Source organism: Okeania sp. SIO2B3 (genome assembly GCF_010672525.1).
Classification (GTDB): Bacteria; Cyanobacteriota; Cyanobacteriia; order Cyanobacteriales; family Microcoleaceae; genus Okeania.
Window position 1 is genome coordinate 50,304 of the sequence record NZ_JAAHGH010000019.1, and the last position, 22,154, is coordinate 72,457.

The window sequence follows — 22,154 nt, forward strand, 5'->3', positions numbered from 1 at the left end:
ATGAAAACATATTATCAGCAGCAGTAGAAACTCCAGAGCAACCAATTAATCTATTACCAATATTGAGTGCAACAGAACGGCAACAGTTGTTAGTGGGTTGGAACAAGACTCAGATAGATTACCCTACAAATAAATGTATCCATGAGTTATTTGCAGCTCAGGTAGAGAAAACTCCAGAAGCAGTAGCATTGGTGTTTGAAGAACAAGAATTGACATATTCTCAGTTGAATAGCAAAGCTAATCAACTGGCACATGAGCTACAAAGGTTGGGAGTAGCTCCAGAAGTGCTAGTGGGTATATGTGTTCAGCGTTCAGTAGAAATGGTGGTAGGGTTATTAGCAATTCTCAAGGCAGGTGGTGCTTATGTGCCATTAGACCCCAACTATCCTCGTTCACGGTTGAGTCAAATCAAAGAACAGGCTCAGTTACATCTGCTATTAACTGATTCTCAGTCTCAGTCTCAGTTACCAGCAACTGAAACATCTGTAATATTGATAGATAAACATTTGGAAGTCACTGCTAACCCATCAACTAATCCAGTGAGTGATGTTAAACCCCAGAACTTGGCTTATGTGTTGTTTACATCGGGTTCTACAGGCAGACCAAAAGGTGTAGCGATTGAACATCGTAGTCCAGTGTGTCTGGTGTCTTGGACTCAAACAGTATTCGACCATGAACAATTATCAGGAGTGTTAGCTTCAACTTCCATTTGTTTTGACCTGTCTGTGTTTGAGTTGTTTGTGCCTTTAAGTTGTGGTGGAAAGGTAATCTTGGCCGAGAACGCTTTGTATTTGCCGAGTATGCCGGCGGCAGAACAGGTGAGGTTGATTAATACTGTGCCTTCTGCAGCGAGGGAATTAATCAGAAGTAATGGTATTCCATCTGGTGTAGCTACAGTTAATTTAGCTGGGGAACCCTTAGATCAGCAATTGGTGGATGCTTTGTATCAACAGTCTACGATAAAGGCTGTGTACAATCTCTATGGACCAAGTGAGGATACAACTTATTCTACTTTTGCTCTGATGGCTTTAGGTGTCTCACCTACTATTGGTCGCCCTATTGCTAATACTCAAACTTATATTTTAGATGATAAAAAGCAACCTGTACCTGTGGGTGTGGCAGGAGAGTTGTATCTGGCCGGAGTTGGGTTGGCACGAGGTTACTTAAATCAACCACAATTAACTGAGGAAAAATTTATTGCTCATCCATTTAGTGAGTCGCCTGATGCTAAGGTCTATAAAACAGGAGATAGTGCTCGGTATTTGTGTGATGGTCAGATAGAATATCTGGGTAGGCTGGACCATCAGGTGAAAATTAGGGGTTTTAGGATTGAGATTGGGGAAATTGAAACGGTTATGCGTCAAAATCCCACAGTGAAGGAAACTGTGGTGATAGCCAGGGAAGAGGAAGTAGGTGAGCAACGTTTATTTGCTTATATTGTGCCGGAGGTGGAAAATCTTAGTAGTGATAACTCAGAACTGTTAGAAACTCAACTCAGTAGTTGGCAAGAGATATTCAACCAACAAATTGATTTAGAGGCAAATGCAATCACAGACCCACTGTTCAATATTTCTGGTTGGCGCAGTAGTTATGATAACGAACCAATACCAGAAACACAAATGCGAGACTGGTCAGGGGACATCATTACTCAAGTGTTAGCCCAAAAACCACAAACTGTCTGTGAAATTGGTTGTGGTACAGGAATGCTACTATTTCAAATCGCACCACACACACAAAGCTATTATGGTACAGATATTTCAAATGCTTCACTGGACTACATCAGAAAACAAATAGAACAGCAACCGGACAAATACGCTCATGTCACCTTGGCACAGAAAGCAGCAGAAAGTATGACTGAGATAGTTGATGATAGTTTCGATGTGGTGTTGTTGAGTTCTATTGTGCAGTATTTTCCGAGTGTGGAATATTTATTGCAAATAATAGAAAATAGTATCAGGATCGTCAAACCAGGAGGGGTGATTTTCTTAGGAGATATCCGCAGTTTCCCATTAATGAAGGCATTTCATGCCTCGGTGCAACTGCACAAGGCGACCCCTTCCCTATCAGTCAAACAACTAAGGCAACGGATAGATAAAGTGATGCTACAGGAGAAGGAGTTGTTAGTATCACCGGAGTTGTTTGTCGGTCTCAAAGACAAATATCCAGAAATAACTCATGTACAGATACGTTTACAGAGGGGAAGGGAAAACAATGAGCTGAATAAATATCGCTATCATGTGCTGTTACATATAGAAGCAAAGCCAGAATCTGTGATCAGAGCACCTGTAGAGAATGGAACTGGTATGTCGGTTCCAGATATAGAAGCATATCTAGGGCAAAATCAACCAGAAGCTATTTGTTTTAGTGGTTTAGCTAATGATCGAGTGGCAACTGATATAGCTGCGGTAGATTGGCTATCACAGGTTTCCGTAAAACTGAATGTGCAGCAGTTAAGACAAAAGTTGCAGTTGGAATCAGTCAATGGCATCGATCTAGAACAACTATATCAACTGAGTGAGTCTTTAGGGTATTCTCTAGAATTGTGTTGGTCTGTGAAGGGACAAGGATTTATGGATGCAGTTTTGGTGAAGAGTACCTTGGCAGCAGAGGCGATCGTGTTAACACCTCTAACTCAAAAATTGTTGCCAGAGGGAAATTGGTATCGTTATTGCAATAATCCCTTGGTTTCTGAAAGTGCCAAACAACTGATACCGCAGTGGAAACAGTATTTGTTGGAGCGGTTGCCAGAGTATATGATTCCTTCTGGATATGTGGTTTTGTCACAACTACCACTTACTCCTAATGGTAAGGTAGACCGTAAGGCTTTGCCAACACCAGAAGCAAGATTAGAAGGAGAATTTGTTCTACCTCGTGATACTATAGAAAGTCAACTAGCAAAAATCTGGTCAGAAGTTCTGAATGTTCATCCTATAGGGGTTCAAGACAACTTCTTTGAACTTGGCGGTCATTCCCTCATCGCTGTCCGTTTGATGTCTCAGGTTGAGAAACATTTTGGTAAAAATATACCCCTAGCAATCCTATTCCAAGCTCAGACAATAGAACAACTCGCAAATATTCTCCGTCAGTCAACAGATTCTTTTTCTTGGTCTCCTCTTGTACCCATTCAACCTAATGGTTCTAAACGACCTTTCTTCTGTGTACCTGGAGCGGGTGGCAACGTCATGTACTTTTCTTACTTGGCTCGCTATTTAGGTTCAGACCAACCATTTTATGGTTTGCAAGCCGTTGGTCTTGATGGAGAATCAGCACCTTACACGCGAGTTGAAGACATGGCTGCCTACAATATCAAAGAAATACAATCAATTCAACCTCAAGGTCCTTATCTGTTGGGTGGTCATTCTTTCGGTGCTAAGGTCGCTTTTGAAATGGCTCAACAGTTACAAAAACAGGGGCAAAAAGTGGCTCTACTAGCTATTCTAGATAGTACTGCACCGGAACCTGAAAATAAGCTAGCAAGTCTGGATATTGCTTGGAACGATGCTATATGGCTAATTGCAATTACCGAAACTCTAGGCATCATATTTGGGAAGGAGCTAGAGGTATACTATGAAGCAATTGAAGGACTCACTCCCGATGAGCAATTGAATTACGTCTACGAGAAATTGCAACAAATTAATGTTTTCCCTCCCGGAACTGGGATTAAACAACTTCGTGGTTATATCCGAGTTATTAAGACCCATTTCCTGTGTTCTTATTTTCCAAAGGAAATTTACCCTACTCAAATTACTCTGTTTCGCAGTGAATTGGGGCCAGTTAGCAGCTCAAAACTTGTCAATATTTTAGGTAAAGAGCTATTTGAATCTCCTCGTCCTGAAAGTATGAGTACTGAGGATTTTGGATGGAGCGGTTTTTCTGCTGGACCGGTAGATATTTATCAGGTTCCAGGTGACCACGTCTCAATGATAGCTGAACCTCACGTTCAGGTTTTCGCTCCCAAGTTGATAGCCTGCATTGAGCAAGCACAAGCAAAAATCCTCACGGGGTGACAAGCAAGCTGGAGAGTGAAAAAAATCGGGGGAGATGACAGTATATGGTAAGATAGACAAATGTCTATCTTACTCCGAACCCGTTATCTACTGGAGTTTAGACCAGGGCTAACGCATCTAATTTTTTTGACAAATTACCAAGAGGTCTCACGGGGTGACAAGGTAGCTGAAAACTATACTCACATCTTGCACCTGACAAGACAAAGTTCCAAACCCTGTTCATCAAACCAAGGATTTAGTAACTTTAATTTTTTGATCAGGCAAAGGAGTAAAATCTGAGTTCTGAGCAAAACTAAGGCAATTTCTGCTCAATCATACCAATCTAAATCATCGATCTCAACGCTCCTTGCCAACTTTTTCAAGAGTTGTTAAATCTAGAATCACTTGTAAAATGGGTTTTCGTCCTTAGTTAAAAGATTTTTACGAAACTATCTTCCCAAAGTATTTTCCTGTCAAGCAACCTCCATCTAATAACATTATTTCTGAGGAACAAAAGAAGGAATTAATAGATATTTTATCAGAAAAATTTTCAGGTTTTAGTGGTTATGAAATACTGAAAATAACTCTCGAATTTACTGAACGGTTAACTAAAACCAAAGATGTAACTGAATCAGGCAAAAGTAGGATTAAACAATGGCGAGAAAAAATACCTTTTGAAGAATCTATTGTTTTAATTACAAGTTCTTATGATAAAAAAGCAACTTTGATTGGCACTGGATTTGCTTTTCATCGAGAACAAAATTTTACTTATCTACTTACCTGCGCTCATGTTGTTGAAGATATGGGGGGTGAAAATAATGTATTAGTAAATAATATTCCCGCAGAAATTGTAGCAATAGGAGATATTAGAAACTTTGATTTAGCAGTTTTGCGAGTAGCAGAGATTGACCATATTCCCTTATTAAAATTAACTATTTTATCTTCACAAACAGAAAAAAATTTAAACATTAAAATCTGCGGTAATTATCTTTATGGTGAAGAAAAAAAAATGTTGCGTCAGACGGTCGAAGGAATGATAGAAACTTCTCAAAAAACCATGGTAGTTCAATCTACAGAAAAAGCCACTGTTTGGAAATTACAAATACAAAAAGAACGACTACGACGAGGTTACAGTGGTGCACTCGTTGTTGACTCAGAAACAGGTTTAGTTTTAGGTGTCGCTACTAATATAGAAAAAGATGGAGAGCAAGGAGCAGCAATATCTATAGAAGCTTTAAGAAAGATTTGGCCGGAAATACCTCTTGAAAATATTTAACTTAGGGTAGTTTTGCATAGTAATAGTAAGGGTGAAAATTTAGATCATTTCTACTCTCAAAAAAATCAATGATATTTAATGATATTTACATAATTCAAGATTTACTATTAAAACATTACTGTGTAGAACTACCAGCTTAAATCTATCCCATCGCAGGTATACTTAAACCTTTCAAAATCTCCTTTTTTTCCTCCTCACTTAAACCCTTACTCTGTACTAAAACTCCAAAATTTCCCAACCCCATTGGGTCTATTAATGAATGTAATACTTCCCTACGCCGCAAAACTTCCTGAATAGAAAATCCTTGATTATTTGATAATTCATTTAATCTATCTCCTAAACCTAACGCCATTAAAAATAAAGCCTGTTGAGTAAAACCTAGATTTTCCAATCCTGACAAAATTCCCTGTTTTTCCAATGCAGTAAAATCCACATGAGCCGTAATATCTTGTTGCCCAATATTCCAATATAAGTCATTATTTCGATGATGTTGAGAATAACATTGTAGAGTTCCTTGTCTGCGAGTGGGATTATAATAACGTGCTGCTTGATAACCATAATCAATAGTTAACAAATATCCCTTTTGTAGCTTAGACGCAACAGTATTTATCCAATCCAAAGCTTGTAAATTAACTTCAGTTTGATAACCTTCTACATCTGGAAATGCAAGTAAATCTATACCCACTAAATTAAAATATTCAGCAATTCTAGGAGTAGAAGTTTCACCACTTATTTCTATAAATTTTCCATCTGAGTCAGAGCTTACATAAACTTCTCGAATTTCCCGATCTTCTATGATAATTTTATGTACTGGAAAAGCATCCACTAATTCATTAGAAAATAAACACCCCATAATTGAACTATGAGAAATTTCATCCCAATTACACCACCTGACTTTATATGAGTATAACCTTTGTTTTTGCTCTTCTTTTAAAACTTCAGACTTTTCAATAATCACATATTCTATTGTTTGGAAAAAATCTAAATATTTTTGTTTTAAATATCCTAAAACTTGCTCTGCTAAAATTCCCTGACCAGCACCCATTTCTACCAGAGTGAAGTTATTGGGTCGATTGAGAATATCCCACATTTGCACAAATTGTTCTGCCAATAATTCTCCAAAATCTGCACTCCAATGAGAAGATGTTAAAAAATCTCCTTGTTTGCCAATATTCACAGGATGACTTGCATAATAACCATATTGGGAATGGTACAAAACTAAATCCATATATTGGGCAAAGGTAATCCGTTTTTTTGGAGATTCAGAAATGCTTTGACGGATAATTTTGCACAAATTTTCGTTACTGTTGTTGATAGTTATTTGTGGTTGATTCATAATTTCAGGAAGAAGTAAGAAGTAAGAAGGAAGAAGGAAGAAGTAAGATAAGTTTATAGTAAAATACAATTCAGTTAAGGATTTTTTTTGCCAGTTCCATAACCTCAAGAGCTGCTCTAATGGTTCCATACCTTATAAGACTGATGTGCCTTACTAATATGAAATACCCTTAATGTACCTTACTAATATGAAATACGCTATATTATCTTTCCCTTCTTCCTTCTTTCTTCCTCCTTCTTCCTTCTTCAAAATTATTCCTGAGCCTTCTCCTCAGTTAATTTTATCCTGGGGATAGGAATTAACATAGAAACTTTTTGCCGATATTCCTGATATAAATCTCCATAAATAGAAATCATGTCTACCTCTTCTAATTTAATTCCCACTAACGTATAAATTGTTGTACCCAAGGCAAAAATCAAATGAGAAAATGTCATAGTTGGAGTTGCCCAAAAAACAATAACAAAACCCAACATAATCGGATGACGAACATATTTGTAAAACCCTGGAGTTCTAAATCCTAAATATTCATATTCCTGACCGCGCAAATATAAATATACTTGTCGTAATCCAAATAAATCAAAATGGTTAATCATAAAAGTGCTGATTAATACAATTAACCACCCCAAAGCAAAAATTCCATAAATAATATTAGAAACTATCGGAGTTTGTATATTCCAAATAATTCCACCGAGAGAATGCCATTGCCAAAATAACAATAATAATGCCAGACTTGCCATCAATGTATAAGTGCTACGTTCAATCGGATGTGGAATTATTTTTGTCCACCATTTCTTGAAATTTTGACGAGCCATTAGACTATGCTGAATGCCGAACAAAGCAATTAATGAAACATCAATTAATATCCCGTTAATTAGAGTTCCATCTGAAGATGAATCAAGGGTTTTTGGAACTATTAAATTCCCGATAAAACCAACGCTGTAGGTCAAAGTTATTAATGATATTAGATAACAAAATATTCCATAGATAAATGCAAGTATTCTCTTCATTTTTCTATTATAAAACCTCCAGAAAAAGTTTATGTTGATAATTCTATAATTATATGAAGTACTAAAATTTTTACAACAAATACGCATGACTGTCTCAAGGAGTCAGGAGGGCTGAGTCAGTTAGGAGTAGCCTACATATCATTGAAACCAAAGCAGAGACAAATCTTCATTCTGTGAAGCTCTCAAGACAAAGAACTAATGAGCGGAAAATTTTTCACCCCATCAGCCAGACCAGGATTTGTTTACGGATACACGGATGATTAATCTGCATTTTATGAAGCTCAAAAAAATCAGTAAGGCTTTTCCCCTTGCATCCCGAAAAAAATCATGATACTATGTAATTATTGGGTGTAATATGCCCTTGTACATGATTTTTTATTCAACCTCACAACAGCACTTCGCTACTGAATATATATAGAAGAGATACTCACATAACCAATAGCAGAGAAAAATCATCATTTTCCTTCTTTAAAAAAACCAAAAGCAGAAAATCAATAAATCTTTCTGACTTTTGGCTTCTCATACAATTTTCTTACTTTTAACTTTTGCCTGTCTTGAGTGTGTCTTACATCCTGGAGAGGCGGTGTGCGGAATTACTTCCACACTTTATACCCCTTGTACCCCTTGTAGGAGACTTCAGAATTACACACTCGATGCATGACTTCTAGACTTTACTTATCGATCTACAGACCCCATAATAATGTCAATACTACCCAAAATAGCCACAATATCAGCCACCTTTGCACCTTGCAAAATATGAGGAAAAACCTGCAAATTCACAAAATCAGCAGCCCGAATTTTAAAACGCCAAGGGAAAGGACTATTATCACCAATAATATAAATCCCAATCTCTCCCTTACCACTTTCAATCCGGACATAATGTTCGCCTTCAGGAATCTTAAAAGTCGGAGCTATTTTCTTACCTAAAAATTGATAATCAAAACCATTCCACTCAGACTTAGGCCCTCCAGCCATCCGTTTTGCTTCGAGATTTTCGTAAGGTCCCCCAGGAAGTCCCTCGATCGCTTGACGAATAATCTTAACAGACTCCCGCATTTCCCGAATACGCACAAAATATCGGGCCAAACAATCTCCATCAGTTTCCCAATGAACATCCCAGTCAAAATCGTCGTAACATTCATAGTGGTCAACCTTCCGTAAGTCCCATTTCACACCTGAAGCACGCAACATTGGACCAGAAAGCCCCCAATTAATCGCCTCTTCCCTACTAATCACACCTAATCCCGTAATCCGACGACGGAAAATAGGATTATTAGTAATTAAACGTTCATACTCATCAACCTTTGGCAAAAAATAATCGCAAAAGTCTTCGCACTTATCTACCCAACCGTAAGGTAAGTCGGCAGCTACCCCACCAATACGGAAGTAGTTATTATTCACCATCCGATAACCTGTAGCAGCTTCCCACAAGTCATAAATCATTTCCCGTTCCCGGAAAATGTAGAAGAAAGGAGTTTGGGCACCAACATCAGCCAAGAATGGGCCAAGCCACAAAAGGTGATTAGCAATCCGGTTTAGTTCCAGCATAATTACCCGGATATAGCTAGCCCTTTTGGGGACTTCAATATCGGCCAATTGTTCCGGAGCATTGACCGTTACGGCCTCGTTAAACATTCCCGCAGCATAATCCCAACGACTCACATAAGGGACAAACATTGTATTAGTGCGGTTTTCGGCAATCTTTTCCATGCCCCTGTGTAAATAGCCAATCACAGGTTCACAGTCAACTACATCTTCTCCATCTAAGGTGACAATTAACCGCAATACCCCGTGCATTGAGGGATGGTGGGGTCCCATGTTGATAACCATGGGTTCGGTTCTAGTTTCAATTTTGCTCATGTTGACTCTTCTCCATAGTGACCTGTTTTTATTTCAGCCTAATTTTTAGACCATAAACGGGTTTAGGCTAAATGTTATTATTATTGCCTGTATTTATGTTTTGTTACATATTAAATCAAAGATTATAAAAGATTATAATGGGTGATTTTTGCTTTGCTGGCGCAACGCTACGGGAACAAGAACTCTTAACTAGATAACAAATCAAACAATTTGAGTTGTACCCCTGAGAGACAATTGACCCAAGCTTTCTTGCTCCGTCTTTACGCCCTCGGAAACCGTTGACTCGCAGGCGGTGCGCTTTTCTTTAACGGTATGCCCTACCGCTATCAATCTTCACCCACCCCTCTTGCTCCCCTCCCGGGAGGGGATGGGGGTGGGTGCAGCAGCTACATCGCGATTTTCTTGATAATTACAATGGCTGCAATTATGCTTTCTATTCCTGCGGAATGCTACGCAAACAGAAAGTTTTTTCTTTTCTATCTGCCCGCATTTAGGACATTCTTGGGAAGTATAATTTTTGTCAACTTTGGCGTAATACTTACCTCTTTTCCAGCATATATAAGGTAATATTTCATTAATAAATTGACCGATACCAGAATCTAAAGACTGTTTTCTAACAATACCTCTAGACCAAGATTTGAAGTTAATATCTTCAACAAAAATATTATCTGCCCAGTCGCAAAGTTGATGAGCTAGTTTGAAATGCCAATCTTGTCTATTGTTAGCTATCTTTTCATGTAATATAGCTATTTTTTTCTGAAGTTTTAACCAATTATTTGAACCTATTTTTTTCTTCTTAAGTCTTCTTTGCAGTAATTGTAGGGGCAAATGGCCATCCGCCCCTACCGTAGTTGACAAGAGCAAAAATTTAGGAGATTTGATTAATTTGCCAGTGGAAGTAGCGACAAAACTTTCTATTCCTGCATCAATACCTAATGACTTATTGCCTACGATATTTTCTGGTACTGACTCTGATGAAGTAAAATTAATCATCAAATAATAACCAGTAGCTTTTTTGATTATCCTAGCTTGTTTAGCTTGGAAATTATTTGGGTATGGTCTACTTTGTTTAATCTTAACCCAGCCCAATTGAGGTAGTTTAACTCTGCTATTGCTTAAACAATTTTTCAGCATTGCAGGAAAGACAAAACTCCTCATCCTTTTCTTAAATCTAGGGAAGCCTTTACCAAGAGACTTCATCTCATAAAATGCTCGTTCTAAAGTCTTTAAAGTTTGTTGCAAAACCTGAACATTTTCATGTCGGCTCTTAGCCGAAACTAACCTTAATCTAGGATTAGTTTTCTTAGCCATTGTTAGGCTTTTAGCTTGATAATTTTCAATAATTGATAATTGATAATGGATAATTGATAATTACCTCTCCCTAAAACGGATAGGATTGAATAAAAGGAAAATTAATTCATTGTTTCTCCTTTAAAGGAGAGGCTTTAAACCTTAATTATTCGGTAATTAGGATAAGGAGTATCAGCAGAGATAATATATTCAGTTAGGATTGAGCAACTATTAATTTGTGATTTTCTAGAACTTAACCAATCTTTACGCTCTCTTAAAGCATAATTATACAAACTTTTACCGAATTATTAATTATTAATTATTAATTATTAAATAATTCGCGCCTTGAAGCCTCCCCTTTTAAGGAGAAAAAAAACGGTCGAGGGATGGCGAGGTCTCGGAGCTGTCCGACCATCGACCAAGAGAAGAAATAATATCTCCTGATATTCAATTCCGTAACGGTTAAAACCCGAGGTAATTATCAATTATCCATTAATGAAAAACATCAAGAATCTGGTTTATTTCGGTTTCTTGTTGTTTGTTTAGCTTAAGTTTGTATTGGTAAATTCAAGTAATCATTAAGGTAATCAAAGATGAAAAATAAAAAGTTAATAACTATCTATATTATAATTCAATACGGTTTCCTAGGTTATGCTGCGCAAACAGATAAGACCAAAACTCATAAGGCATGAAACCATTAGATAAGCTTTTGAGGTTACAAAAGTGCCAAAAAAAATCTTTAACTAAACTGTATTGTATTATAACTAATGCTATATTGATTCGCTACCGCTCAATTAATTAGCTGGTTGAAATTCATCTCACCGCTAAATTAAAAATTATAGCGGCTCGAACTCTTTCAATATTCTCTGATAGGGATAGTCAGTTACTTGAACCAGATATAATTTTACTTACCCTGAGACACTATATATACTAGATCAAAACTATAGTGCCACACTATAAGTAGTGTTTTAAATCAAAAATGCGTAATTTACAAACTAATTAGTCAATTTTTATTGTAAACTTCAGACTTGATGAACCATATACCTGTTCTCAGTGCCGAATTAATCCAAGGTTTGACAATATCTCCAGGAGGTCTTTACTTAGATGCAACAGTAGGATTTGGTGGCCATACCAAGTCAATTTTAGCTACGGCCTCAGATGTTAAAGTAGTAGCGATTGACCAAGATGAACAAGCGATCGCCTATTGTCAAACTTTGTTGGCCTCTGAAAACTCCAATATTCAATATTGGCATGGAAATTTTGCTGATTATGAGCCAAAAAATCTTGAATTTGATGGTATAATAGCAGACTTGGGTGTAAGCTCTGTACAATTAGATACCCCAGAACGAGGTTTCAGTTTCCGGCATCAAGCTAAATTGGATATGCGGATGAACCAACAACAATCTCTGACCGCAGCCGAAATAGTTAATTCTTGGGAAGAAGCCAAATTAGCAAATATTTTTTATACCTATGGAGAAGAACGTTTGTCACGACGTATTGCTAGAAAAATAGTAGAACATCGTCCTTTTGAAACAACAACCGAATTGGCAGAAGCGATCGCCCACTGTGTACCTCGCAAATACCGTTATGGTAGGATACACCCAGCGACTCGTGTTTTTCAGGCTTTAAGAATACAAGTAAATCAAGAACTTACTGCCCTAGAAACTTTTCTAGAGAATGCTCCTAACTGGCTCAAACCAGGAGGTAGAATCGGAATTATTAGTTTTCATAGTTTAGAGGATCGTTTAGTTAAACATAGTTTAAGAAGTTCATCTGTTTTGCAAGTATTGACAAAAAAGCCCATCCAAGCCCAAGATAATGAAATAACATTAAATCCACGGGCACGTTCTGCTAAACTTAGATTGGCAGAAAAAATTGGTTAATCTAAGTATAAAAATACATAAATAATTAGCAAAAACAAACTGAATTATAATTAAATTTATTATTGAATAATATTTAGTAAATGAGACATTTGTTGGAATAATCTATATCTAGAACTAAGTATAAAATATACTCAAAATGAGTTTTTCTTGGAAGTTTATGGCCAGAGAAGAAATGAAACCCAAATTCATAAAATTTAACTCAAGGCTATTTATCCTAAATATTAAATATATAGATTAATAAATTAGGAAACTCTCAAGGCCAACCGGAGAGTATAAAATTTGAAAAATTGTCTGGGAGTAAGGCATAGCATGAGTCGGGGAGAGGGGAAATTAAAATTGATGGTAGTCGATGACGAACCAGACAACCTAGATTTGTTGTACAGGACGTTTCGGCGAGACTTTAAAGTATATAAAGCAGATAGTGCCTTCAGTGCCATGAAAGTCTTGGAAGATGAAGGAGAAATGGCACTTATTATCTCTGACCAAAGAATGCCAGAAATGAATGGTACAGAGTTTTTAGGCAGAACATTAGAAAAATATCCAAATACAGTTAGGATTCTACTGACAGGCTATACAGATGTAGAAGACTTAGTAGAAGCAATTAACTCAGGAAAAGTATTTAAGTATATTACAAAACCTTGGAATCCTGAAGAACTCAAAGCTGTAGTACAACAAGCTTCAGAAACCTACAAAATTGTCACGCAACGTACCAATGCTCTAACTCGTGCTTTGCGACGAGAGTCTATGTTAAATGAAGTAATGAGTGCTATTAGAGAATCATTGGATTACTCTAGTATGTTATCGACAATCATTCAAACAGTGGGACAGACTTTTGACGCAACAGAAGGCAAGTTATGGCCAGTAGAAGGCGATCGCTTAATGTCTGAATCTTTTTCTTATCAAAACCCTGAAATTACCCAAAATAACTTCCCTTTCGCTCCAGAAAAATTTTTGGAAGTAGTAACAAATCGTCAAACCCAATTAGAAGAAAGTTCAGATAAAAGCATTTGTAAATTAATAATCCCCCTGATTTATCAACAAGAGTTACTAGCAGTTTTAGCTCTTTATCAACAAAACAGCAGTAAATTCTGGTCTTCAGAAGATATAGAATTGATAGAAAGTGTCCTGGAGCAAGGAGCATTAGCATTATCTCAGGCCAAACTCTATCAACGCACCAGAGAACTTGCAGAACAAATGCGTAATGAGCTAGAGGTAGCTCGTCAGATACAGAGCAACCTATTACCTCAAAGTTGGCCAGAATTTGAAAAATTAAGGATACAAGCTTGCTGCTATCCTGCCAGAGAAGTAGGAGGAGATTTCTTTGAAGTTTATACCCATTCTCAAGGTGACATCTGGTTGGCACTGGGAGATGTTTCTGGTAAGGGAGTACCCGCTGCTTTATTCATGGCAAGTGCTATATCTGTGATGCGACGAGAACTTTCTCAAGAAAATCCCCCAGACCCTTACGAAATCATGCAAAATCTTAATATTGGTCTCTGTGACGACCTGATTAGTAACAATTGCTTCATTACAATGGTTTTAGCCCGTTATACACCAGAAACAGGATTATTGGCTTATGCTAATGCTGGCCATATATATCCCTTGGTTTGGTCTCAAACTGCCCTGCTAACTGTAAAAAATCAGGATTCTGATGAGGTAAAACCAAATTTCCTCAAGGAACGTGGTATTCCCCTGGGAATATTGCCAATATGGAAAGGAAAAGCAGGTACTATAAACTTAAATTCAGGAGATGTTTTCCTACTGACCAGTGATGGCATCACTGAAGCTACAGTAGTTCAAGAGGCTACTGATAGTGAGGAACAAACTCGTGTAATGCTGCAACAAGAAGGTTTATGGCAACTTTTAAAACAGCACAAAAGCCAAATAGACCTAAATAGCTTATTAGCTTATATCCGAGCTAATAATCAAGTTCAAGAAGATGACCAAACTATACTATCTCTGGAGGTTCTGTGAATTTATGAAAACCGAGCTTCAGGTGCCAAGCGACTTACGCTTTTTGACTATTGTCGAACATTGGTTATTGAGCAGTTTAGAAGTAGAGCTAGGAGAACATATTGATTGGCCTCGTCAATCCAACCGTTTACGCTTGGTCCTGGCAGAAGCTTACTCCAATGTGATTCGTCATGCTCATAAAGACCAACCAAACTTACCAGTATTAATACGCTTAGAAGCCAAAGACGGTGGTATTGCTTTAGAAATCTGGGACTATGGTCAAGGTTATAGTATAGGAGAGTATAACCCACCAACACCAGAAGCTAAACAAGAAAGTGGTTATGGATGGTTGATTATGAATAGATTAATGGATCGTGTAGATTATACATTACAGATAGATGGTAGAAACTGCCTAAAATTACAAGCAAATATACCAGAAAAAGTACCTTGAAGAAGGCAGAAGGTCTAATTGCTTATGGATAGTCAACGATCGGCCACTTCGTGTCTTATCACCCCAAACAATTTTCAGCATCCCCGTTGACGGTGGGGTATTAAACTCGCCACTGAAAAGATAAAAAAGTACCATAAAGCAGTTGCTTCATTAATATTACATTTTAATTTTGATTAAAATATTGCTGATGGAAGTTAAGATTAACTACTTTTTCTGGGTTAGATTTATCGGAATTGCAACCTAAAATAATGCAACTAAATAGATAAAAGTTGTCAGGCTTTTTCTTTGATCAAGATTAATTTGTGGAGATAAGTCAAAGTACCTAGTATAAAATTAAGATATATTATCAATATTTATTTACTTTTTTCCTGTTTATTTCATAGGTTGATCCTTAAGTATTTTCCCTATTCCCTGTTTCCTGTTCCAGGATAGTAGCAATATTTGATGAAATTTGTATTATATCATGTTCGGTTAAACACTTATACTTTGGCACAGAGAAGGTAGAAGGCAGAAGGAAGAGAGCAAAGTGTGAAGTGAAGAGGTCTTTTATAACTAATCATCCGAACATGGTATTACACAACTGAAAACAGATGGCGATAACTATTATATTTATATGATAAATCTGATAAGTTTTGTTAAGTTTGGTTGCATCTAACTATACTCTACCGCAAGATAAAAATAAGGTTTATTTAGATACAATTAAAATATATATATTAGGTTTGTTATATGAATATGTTTTTTCCTTTAGCTCCTCGTTATCGTCTAGATGACGAATCTCCTTGGCTAGAAAGAATCGATCCCACTCGTAATTATTGGATTCATATTAATGGAGAAAAAACACTAACGGCTGTAATTCCTGGTTTTACAGTGTCTTCTACAGATGAATTTAAACAAAATATATTTCAATTTCGTGATCTAGAACCAGGGGCACATATAAAAATTGAGAGAGCTTCCGAAACTTGTTATATTTACTGTATTAGTCAAAACTGCTATGCAGTCGAATGCTATTTTAATAAATCGCTAGTATGGCATCTATTTGACAAAGAAACTTTAGAAAGTTTATTAATGACAAGTCATCCAGACTGGAAGTGTGCTTCTAGTCATATAGAACTAGGACAACAAATGTTAGCTCGTTCATTGCAAGTATCCACTACAGCTTGAAATGAATCATCTAACATGAAATCTAGTTTGAGGACGCAAATTTAACTAGCTCTGGGCTAAGAGCTTTCAGGTATCAGTTTGGGTTGAAATCCCCGGTTTATAAGTGCCGAATAATTTCAAAGGGATTTCAACGCCTCTTAAATTGCATTTCTCTCCGTTTCAGTATAACAGGACTTACGCAGGGACTCTACAGATGGTGCTTTAAAGGTCAATTTGTGTAAGTCCTGTATAGATTTAAGCTGAATGCTTTTTAACAACTTTTGTGGAGAAGCTAACAGCTTGAAACTAAGAGCAATTATTTACTCCTACTGACGGTTCAAAATAAATTTCCCCAGTGAAATTCACCTAAAATCAAGAAGTTTAGTTTCCCTGACTTAAACTTCTACTTCGCTTTCATCAAGCTCTTGGTTCACTCCTACTTGAGGATAAGTGGGTATAACTTTAGCTTCTTCCTGAAGAGAGGAAGCGATCGCACTCCTACTAAATAATAGGATCTTGAAAAGGATCATTAAGTGAGCTATTAGCAGTAAATAGACTTGCTGCAAACGCAGAAGGAAGAAAGAAGAAGTTTGATTATTGTTGCAGCTATTTCATAAGTCAAATACAGTAATGGCGACTGCTGTACTTTCAAAATTATCGTGATTAAAAGTTTCTTGGTATTAGATAAAGTAGCGAGTAACTACTTGCTTTTCAATACCAGTAATTCTTTGTTTTGTACTGCCCAATATCAGAGGGTTTTACGGTTTGATTACCATCTCCCCTACTCCCCTACTCCCCATTACTAAAGATATATAGCAAACTTGTTGAGATTTGGTATTAGATTCGGTTTCGGGAATGTTACTAAAAAATTAAGCTAAAGGATCTACACCCATATTCGCTACAACATTGCGTAATACAGTAATTTGTTGACCAAAATCTAATACTTCTATAGAGGTCAATACTTGAGAGCCAGAAACCGAGAGCTGATGAAAAGTAGGCATTGGAACTATATCGCCTTCTTCAATGGACTCCGTTAGTTGATACCAGAAAGCTAGCTTAGTATTGGCACTTAGTATACCATAAGCACGAGAAATAGGGTTATTTTTGCTAGCAGCTAAGTCACGAATGGCTCCTAATTGTTCTTCGTGAAACATATATTTAATTTCATTCAGCAGACCTTCAGCCAACTGTAGGCGTGCTGCACCGGAAGTTGCAGGTGTAACAGAGCGTCTAATTTTGGTGTAGATGTTCCAGAGTAATGCCAGTTGCTCATCAATACTGAGAGCATTAAACTGAGCTGTAGTTTCAACAACAGTCCTAGGGTTACTACAGATAAAAATTTTCATTGTAGATTCAGCAGTATATGTCATGTCTGCAATTTAGAGATTTATATTTATGTTCGCCAACCTCAAATAAAATGGCCTTGTAAATCTCTGCCTTCTTGCTTGGCATTATGTAACTTTTTGTTAATAGATGCAAATAAAATTGACAAGTTTCAAAACAAAGTATAATTTAAAATTAATAGTGCTTTTATTCTAAATTATTATACAGTTTTGTCAATATATGTTACCAATTAAGGTATTTAAAATATTAAAAATTAATACAAATTTTACAAATCTAGCTAGTATCAATGAAATCTGCACTTAGCATGAGTCAAATCAAACAGAAAGCCTTAGAAGTAGGATTTCACAAGGTAGGGATAGCTTCAATAAATGATTTAAGTTCAGACACTGAAAGATTGCAGGCATGGTTGAACAAAGGTTATCAAGCAGACTTAAGATGGATGGCTAACCCCAAACGTCAAAATTTGAAGCTAGTTATGCCAGAGGTCGAATCTATTATTTGTGTTGCTCTCAACTATTACACGCCACATCAACATTCTGAAAATTCTGAAATAGGTAAAATTTCTCGCTATGGGTGGGGTAGGGATTATCATAAAGTCATGCACCAAAAGTTAAAAGCTCTGACTAACTGGTTGCAAGAGCAAGAAAAGGAAATTTTAACCAGGTATTATGCAGATACAGGTCCAGTGCCAGAAAAGCCATTGGCACAACAAGCAGGTTTAGGTTGGGTAGCAAAAAATGGTAATCTAATTACTAGAGAATATGGTTCATGGGTATTTTTGGGGGAAGTGCTAACTAACCTAGAGTTGACAAGCGATCGCCCTCACACTCAACATTGTGGTAGTTGCACTCGTTGTCTGGAAGCTTGTCCGACTAATGCGATCGTAGAGCCTTTTGTTGTTGATGCAAATCTTTGTATTGCTTATCATACTATAGAAAATAGAAATGCTGAACTACCCGAACATATTAAATCAAATTTAAAAGGGTGGGTCGCAGGTTGTGATATTTGTCAGGATGTTTGTCCTTGGAATGAACGATTTGCTCAAAAGACAAATATTGATGATTTTCAACCTTATCCTGGTAATGTCACTCCTAAGTTAACAGAACTAGCAGAAATATCTGAACAAGATTGGGATAATAAGTTTCCAGCTTCTGCGCTACGACGTATTAAGCCAGAAATGCTGCGACGAAATGCTCGTGCTAATCTTTAATGGGCGTTGCTGAAGCGCGTGTATGATATTAATCGCGCATTACTTAGGAGTCAACCCACCCGCGGGTCCCTCCCAGGAGGGGAAGACAGGAGGGAACAGCGAACAGGGAACAGGGAAGATGTGGGGAGAAATAATACAAAAAATTCAACACTCCTTGCTGATGATTTTTCCTCAAAATTGATGCACGAAAAGACTTTACTACCATAATTATATAGCTCTCAAATGGGTTCTATAACTGTTCAACCGGACATGATATAACTAGCTATCAGACTAAAAATTTGTGCATAGATAATGGTATCTGTTTGCAGAAGTATTCCGAAACGGAAAAGCTTGAGTAAAACATCCCCGACACGCGAGCAAGTCGTTTAATTTTAGGAGGGGTGGCGCATCCCCTTCTCGCAAAGCTGACCGCTGAACTGCTGAACTGCTGTTTGCGCAGCATTCCGTACTGAAACGCTTTTTAATGATAGAATCAGAAAGCAATTAGTAATTGTTATATAATAATGATAAAAATAGTTATTTTTGATTTTGATGGTACATTAGCAGATACTTTCGATCTGATTTTTGCAATTACAAATGATTTATCAGTTGAATTTGGATATAAACAAGCGAAGAAGGAAGAAATTCCAGAAATAGAAAAATTAAGCCCTCTACAAGTGATTACTCAGTCAGGAATATCTATTTTTAAATTACCTTTTTTATTGAGAAGAATTAGAGCAGAATTTCAAAAAAAAATTAACAATGTCAGGTTGTTTTCTGGTATTAAAGAAATTTTATTTGCACTGAAACAGCAAGGTTATCAACTGGGAATAATTACTTCTAATAGTCAGAAAAATGTAGAGTTTGTCTTGCAAAAATATGATTTATTAATCTTTGATTTTATAATTTCAGCCCCAACACTTTTTGGCAAAGATAAGGTTATTAAACAATATCTAAAAACGGAGAATATTCAACCAGAAGAGATTGTTTATATTGGAGATGAGGTTAGAGATATTAGTGCTTCCAAAAAAGCTAAAGTTAAAGTAATAGCAGTGACTTGGGGATTTAATTCTAGAGAAGTATTATCCGATTATCAGCCAGATGCTTTAGTCGATCGACCGCAAGAATTAGTGGAAGTAATTAATAACTTTTCGGCGTTGCTGAATTAGTGTATGATATTAATCGTGCATTACTTAGGAGTCAACCCACTTATCTGGTATATGTAAGGTCTCCAACAGCAAGAAGGTCAGGGGGTTGATAATAAATTCTAGTTCTTGTCCGTTAAGTAAACCTTGAAGTACACTTAATCTATCTTTGTTAGCAGTAGTAAAGTAGACTGTATAAAGAGGGTTACACACTACATTCGTCGTATAGTTGACTCCTCCCACACGGGCTGCTGTTTGGTCAAAGTGCTGCCAGGGACTGCTCAATAGTCCTGCTTCATAAATTTCGCTTTTTTCTGTCTCAAAAAAAGACTGGTTTTTGATTAACAGATTGGACAAATGCCCTGCTGAAATGGAAATGCCCATATCCTCTAAAAACTCTAACAGTTTGCCTTGGGTCATATTCCCCCCATAGTACAAACTTATGATTAAGCTTTTGATTCCAGGACCAAATTCTCCTTCATAACCTGGTGGTAATTCTGCCAAATAAGTTTTTCCCGCTGAAGGTGAGTAGTATTTTTGTTTCCGGAATAATACGTTATCAGTTCCCAAGGTAATATCTTGAATAATTACTTCTTCGTAACCTTTAAACTGTGCATCAATGGGCAGTAATTCCATCGGATACTCTAATATTTCTTCTCTATCTATTTTGAGCTGAGATTTTTTATGGACTTTAGAATGGTTTTGAGGTAGCTTTCGTTCTTTTTCTGATGAGTAGTTGTGAGAAAATTCTCTTGGTTTTTTGGCTTTGATTTTGGGCTGTTGTTGTTCTCCCTTCAGACGGTTGTTTTCGTCTTTTAAACGTTGGTTTTCTTCTTGTAACTCTTGGAGTTGTGTCTGTAATTGCTCTATCAGGTTCAGTAATACCTCTACTGTTTGAGACAAGGATTTTTCTGCAATTTCTGTAGGGTTAATTGTTTGCAGGACTTGCTATACTAATTTTTGGCTATCATTTTTTTGTCTCATATTTCATATTTTATCACCAACTTTATTCTCCTGTGATTATTCTTTATACTTTATTCTTTTTTGTGATTGGGCCGATATTATCGATCGCGATTCTTGGTCTTGGCAGCTATCATAATTGCCTACCCCATCATATTGAGTGGATACAAAAAATTACCATTTAAGACTGTATTAATGGATAGTTGGTATGGAACACAAAGGTTAATGGGATTGATAGATAATTTGAAAAAAACTTATTACTGTCCCTTAAAAATAAATCGCGCGCGTAGATGATACTGGTCGCGAGTGAAAAATATAAAAACATAGGAGAATTAAGTTGGAACTCCTCAGAAAAAATATCAGGTAAAATAATTAAAGTCAAAGGAATTCCTTTGAGGTCAAAAAGTTAAGTTCCATACGGGCTAATGTTTCTACCAACAGAACAGAATATATTGTCACTAATGACTTAAGTCAATCTTCGCTCTTATGCTGTAGAATTTGAATCTCAAACTAGATGGAAAATTGAAGAATTTCACAGAGAGATTAAGCAGTTAAAGGCAAGCGAATTTTGTCAATGTCGTCGAGCGCGATATTCAAAAAAATCACATAGCCTGTGCTATGTTAGTCTGGAATTTATTAAAAATATTAGCAGTGAAAATAGGAAAAACTATTTATCAAGTCAAACATGAATTACTCTCAGATTAGAGGTAAGGCAAAAGGCAGGAGGCAGAAGCGGTCAGACCCCGCGACGACGATAGTCGCAAGGGAATGCTGACCAAGAGAGGAAAGAAAAGGTTAGAAGGGAAAAGGTTTTTTGGTCGCGTAAGCGGAACGGAGTTCTATCACGCTATGATCCGGACATGATATTACACAAAACAGAAGTAGAAAATAGACTCAAACATAGACAGGTACAGGTTTTTACGTCAAAAAGGCATAAATCTTTGGTAATTAAGGATTTTAGCCATTTTTAAGGTATCGACATAATTCCCTTGTATAGACTGACTTTTAGGCATTTTTTATCCCAGAAAATGTCTAAGTACCATTAGGAAGACCGAGTCAGAAAAGGAATATGGAGGGAAGGAATATAGGAAAAAGATTGAAAAATACTCGCCACTTCCCTATCTACCAATCTCTTTTTAAATAGCTCTCAAATGGGTTCTATATACTATAGTATTATAGTTTTTGTTTACTATATGTGTAGCACTACGCAATTAGGGCGCGGACAATATATCAAATCAGTTGGCTTCTGAGTAATATAATTCTTGACATTAGTATGGGCAAACGGCCGTTTACCCCTACAATATTGACTTTTATTACTAAATATTGAATTATGC

Annotated in this window: 15 protein-coding genes and 1 pseudogene; 9 read left to right on the plus strand and 7 right to left on the minus strand. The window is 36.8% G+C overall.

Going from position 1 to position 22,154, the window contains the following annotated elements:
* Together F6K15_RS16485 and F6K15_RS16490 are read left to right on the plus strand one after the other, a co-directional pair.
* Positions 1 to 4,007 (plus strand): amino acid adenylation domain-containing protein (locus F6K15_RS16485; RefSeq protein ID WP_293062503.1); only part of this gene is annotated, 4,007 nt, incomplete at its 5' end.
* Between the two features lie 703 nt (positions 4,008 to 4,710).
* Entirely contained in the window at positions 4,711 to 5,262 is a 552-nt protein-coding gene (locus F6K15_RS16490; RefSeq protein ID WP_293062515.1) for a serine protease, read from the plus strand.
* Between the two features lie 142 nt (positions 5,263 to 5,404).
* Here the strand turns inward: F6K15_RS16490 and F6K15_RS16495 are convergent, their stop codons facing one another.
* The 4 genes from F6K15_RS16495 to F6K15_RS16510 form a co-directional block, all read right to left on the minus strand.
* On the minus strand, positions 5,405 to 6,598 hold the full coding sequence (locus tag F6K15_RS16495; RefSeq protein WP_293062517.1) for a class I SAM-dependent methyltransferase: 1,194 nt from the start codon (positions 6,596 to 6,598) through the stop codon (positions 5,405 to 5,407).
* Between the two features lie 251 nt (positions 6,599 to 6,849).
* Complete coding sequence (gene mddA / locus F6K15_RS16500; protein WP_293062519.1) at positions 6,850 to 7,605, minus strand: methanethiol S-methyltransferase; 756 nt, start codon at positions 7,603 to 7,605, stop codon at positions 6,850 to 6,852.
* A 675-nt stretch (positions 7,606 to 8,280) separates the two neighbouring features.
* Positions 8,281 to 9,465 (minus strand): NAD(P)H-quinone oxidoreductase subunit H, encoded by a 1,185-nt coding sequence (locus F6K15_RS16505; protein WP_293062521.1) that lies wholly within the window; start codon positions 9,463 to 9,465, stop codon positions 8,281 to 8,283.
* 333 nt (positions 9,466 to 9,798) lie between these two features.
* Positions 9,799 to 10,776 carry a transposase gene (locus tag F6K15_RS16510; RefSeq protein WP_293062523.1) on the minus strand — a complete coding sequence of 326 codons (978 nt, stop codon included), beginning with the start codon at positions 10,774 to 10,776 and terminating at the stop codon, positions 9,799 to 9,801.
* Positions 10,777 to 11,786: 1,010 nt separating this feature from the next.
* Here F6K15_RS16510 and rsmH point away from each other — a divergent pair.
* From rsmH to F6K15_RS16535, 4 genes are all read left to right on the plus strand, one after another.
* Complete coding sequence (rsmH, locus tag F6K15_RS16520; protein ID WP_293062524.1) at positions 11,787 to 12,638, plus strand: 16S rRNA (cytosine(1402)-N(4))-methyltransferase RsmH; 852 nt, start codon at positions 11,787 to 11,789, stop codon at positions 12,636 to 12,638.
* A 309-nt stretch (positions 12,639 to 12,947) separates the two neighbouring features.
* On the plus strand, positions 12,948 to 14,612 hold the full coding sequence (locus F6K15_RS16525) for a SpoIIE family protein phosphatase (protein WP_293062574.1): 1,665 nt from the start codon (positions 12,948 to 12,950) through the stop codon (positions 14,610 to 14,612).
* A 4-nt stretch (positions 14,613 to 14,616) separates the two neighbouring features.
* Positions 14,617 to 15,042 (plus strand): anti-sigma regulatory factor, encoded by a 426-nt coding sequence (locus tag F6K15_RS16530; protein ID WP_293062526.1) that lies wholly within the window; start codon positions 14,617 to 14,619, stop codon positions 15,040 to 15,042.
* A gap of 726 nt (positions 15,043 to 15,768) precedes the next feature.
* Positions 15,769 to 16,203 carry a hypothetical protein gene (locus F6K15_RS16535; RefSeq protein ID WP_293062528.1) on the plus strand — a complete coding sequence of 145 codons (435 nt, stop codon included), beginning with the start codon at positions 15,769 to 15,771 and terminating at the stop codon, positions 16,201 to 16,203.
* 374 nt (positions 16,204 to 16,577) lie between these two features.
* Here the strand turns inward: F6K15_RS16535 and F6K15_RS16540 are convergent, their stop codons facing one another.
* A complete protein-coding gene (locus tag F6K15_RS16540) occupies positions 16,578 to 16,712 on the minus strand; it encodes a hypothetical protein (RefSeq protein WP_293062530.1) in 135 nt (44 codons plus the stop codon).
* Positions 16,713 to 17,051: 339 nt separating this feature from the next.
* Positions 17,052 to 17,552, minus strand: coding sequence for an orange carotenoid protein N-terminal domain-containing protein (locus F6K15_RS16545; RefSeq protein WP_293062531.1), 501 nt, complete (start codon positions 17,550 to 17,552; stop codon positions 17,052 to 17,054).
* A 260-nt stretch (positions 17,553 to 17,812) separates the two neighbouring features.
* Between F6K15_RS16545 and queG the strand changes: the two genes are divergently transcribed.
* Together queG and F6K15_RS16555 are read left to right on the plus strand one after the other, a co-directional pair.
* Complete coding sequence (queG, locus tag F6K15_RS16550) at positions 17,813 to 18,736, plus strand: tRNA epoxyqueuosine(34) reductase QueG (protein WP_293062533.1); 924 nt, start codon at positions 17,813 to 17,815, stop codon at positions 18,734 to 18,736.
* A gap of 503 nt (positions 18,737 to 19,239) precedes the next feature.
* Entirely contained in the window at positions 19,240 to 19,884 is a 645-nt protein-coding gene (locus F6K15_RS16555) for an HAD-IA family hydrolase (protein WP_293062535.1), read from the plus strand.
* Between the two features lie 24 nt (positions 19,885 to 19,908).
* Here the strand turns inward: F6K15_RS16555 and F6K15_RS16560 are convergent, their stop codons facing one another.
* A complete protein-coding gene (locus F6K15_RS16560) occupies positions 19,909 to 20,763 on the minus strand; it encodes a hypothetical protein (protein WP_293062537.1) in 855 nt (284 codons plus the stop codon).
* A gap of 225 nt (positions 20,764 to 20,988) precedes the next feature.
* On the opposite strand from F6K15_RS16560, the pseudogene F6K15_RS16565 reads away from it, so the two are divergent.
* Positions 20,989 to 21,525: pseudogene (locus F6K15_RS16565) on the plus strand (transposase); the annotation flags it as partial.
* Positions 21,526 to 22,154: the final 629 nt, after the last annotated feature.

Bases quoted from the DNA above. Each gene is read 5' to 3' on its own strand.
- F6K15_RS16495 (WP_293062517.1), bottom strand. From the start codon at position 6,598: ATGAATCAACCACAAATAACTATCAACAACAGTAACGAAAATTTGTGC.
- mddA (WP_293062519.1), bottom strand. From the start codon at position 7,605: ATGAAGAGAATACTTGCATTTATCTATGGAATATTTTGTTATCTAATA.
- F6K15_RS16505 (WP_293062521.1), bottom strand. From the start codon at position 9,465: ATGAGCAAAATTGAAACTAGAACCGAACCCATGGTTATCAACATGGGA.
- F6K15_RS16510 (WP_293062523.1), bottom strand. From the start codon at position 10,776: ATGGCTAAGAAAACTAATCCTAGATTAAGGTTAGTTTCGGCTAAGAGC.
- rsmH (WP_293062524.1), top strand. From the start codon at position 11,787: ATGAACCATATACCTGTTCTCAGTGCCGAATTAATCCAAGGTTTGACA.
- F6K15_RS16525 (WP_293062574.1), top strand. From the start codon at position 12,948: ATGAGTCGGGGAGAGGGGAAATTAAAATTGATGGTAGTCGATGACGAA.
- F6K15_RS16530 (WP_293062526.1), top strand. From the start codon at position 14,617: ATGAAAACCGAGCTTCAGGTGCCAAGCGACTTACGCTTTTTGACTATT.
- F6K15_RS16535 (WP_293062528.1), top strand. From the start codon at position 15,769: ATGAATATGTTTTTTCCTTTAGCTCCTCGTTATCGTCTAGATGACGAA.
- F6K15_RS16540 (WP_293062530.1), bottom strand. From the start codon at position 16,712: ATGATCCTTTTCAAGATCCTATTATTTAGTAGGAGTGCGATCGCTTCC.
- F6K15_RS16545 (WP_293062531.1), bottom strand. From the start codon at position 17,552: ATGACATATACTGCTGAATCTACAATGAAAATTTTTATCTGTAGTAAC.
- queG (WP_293062533.1), top strand. From the start codon at position 17,813: ATGAAATCTGCACTTAGCATGAGTCAAATCAAACAGAAAGCCTTAGAA.
- F6K15_RS16555 (WP_293062535.1), top strand. From the start codon at position 19,240: ATGATAAAAATAGTTATTTTTGATTTTGATGGTACATTAGCAGATACT.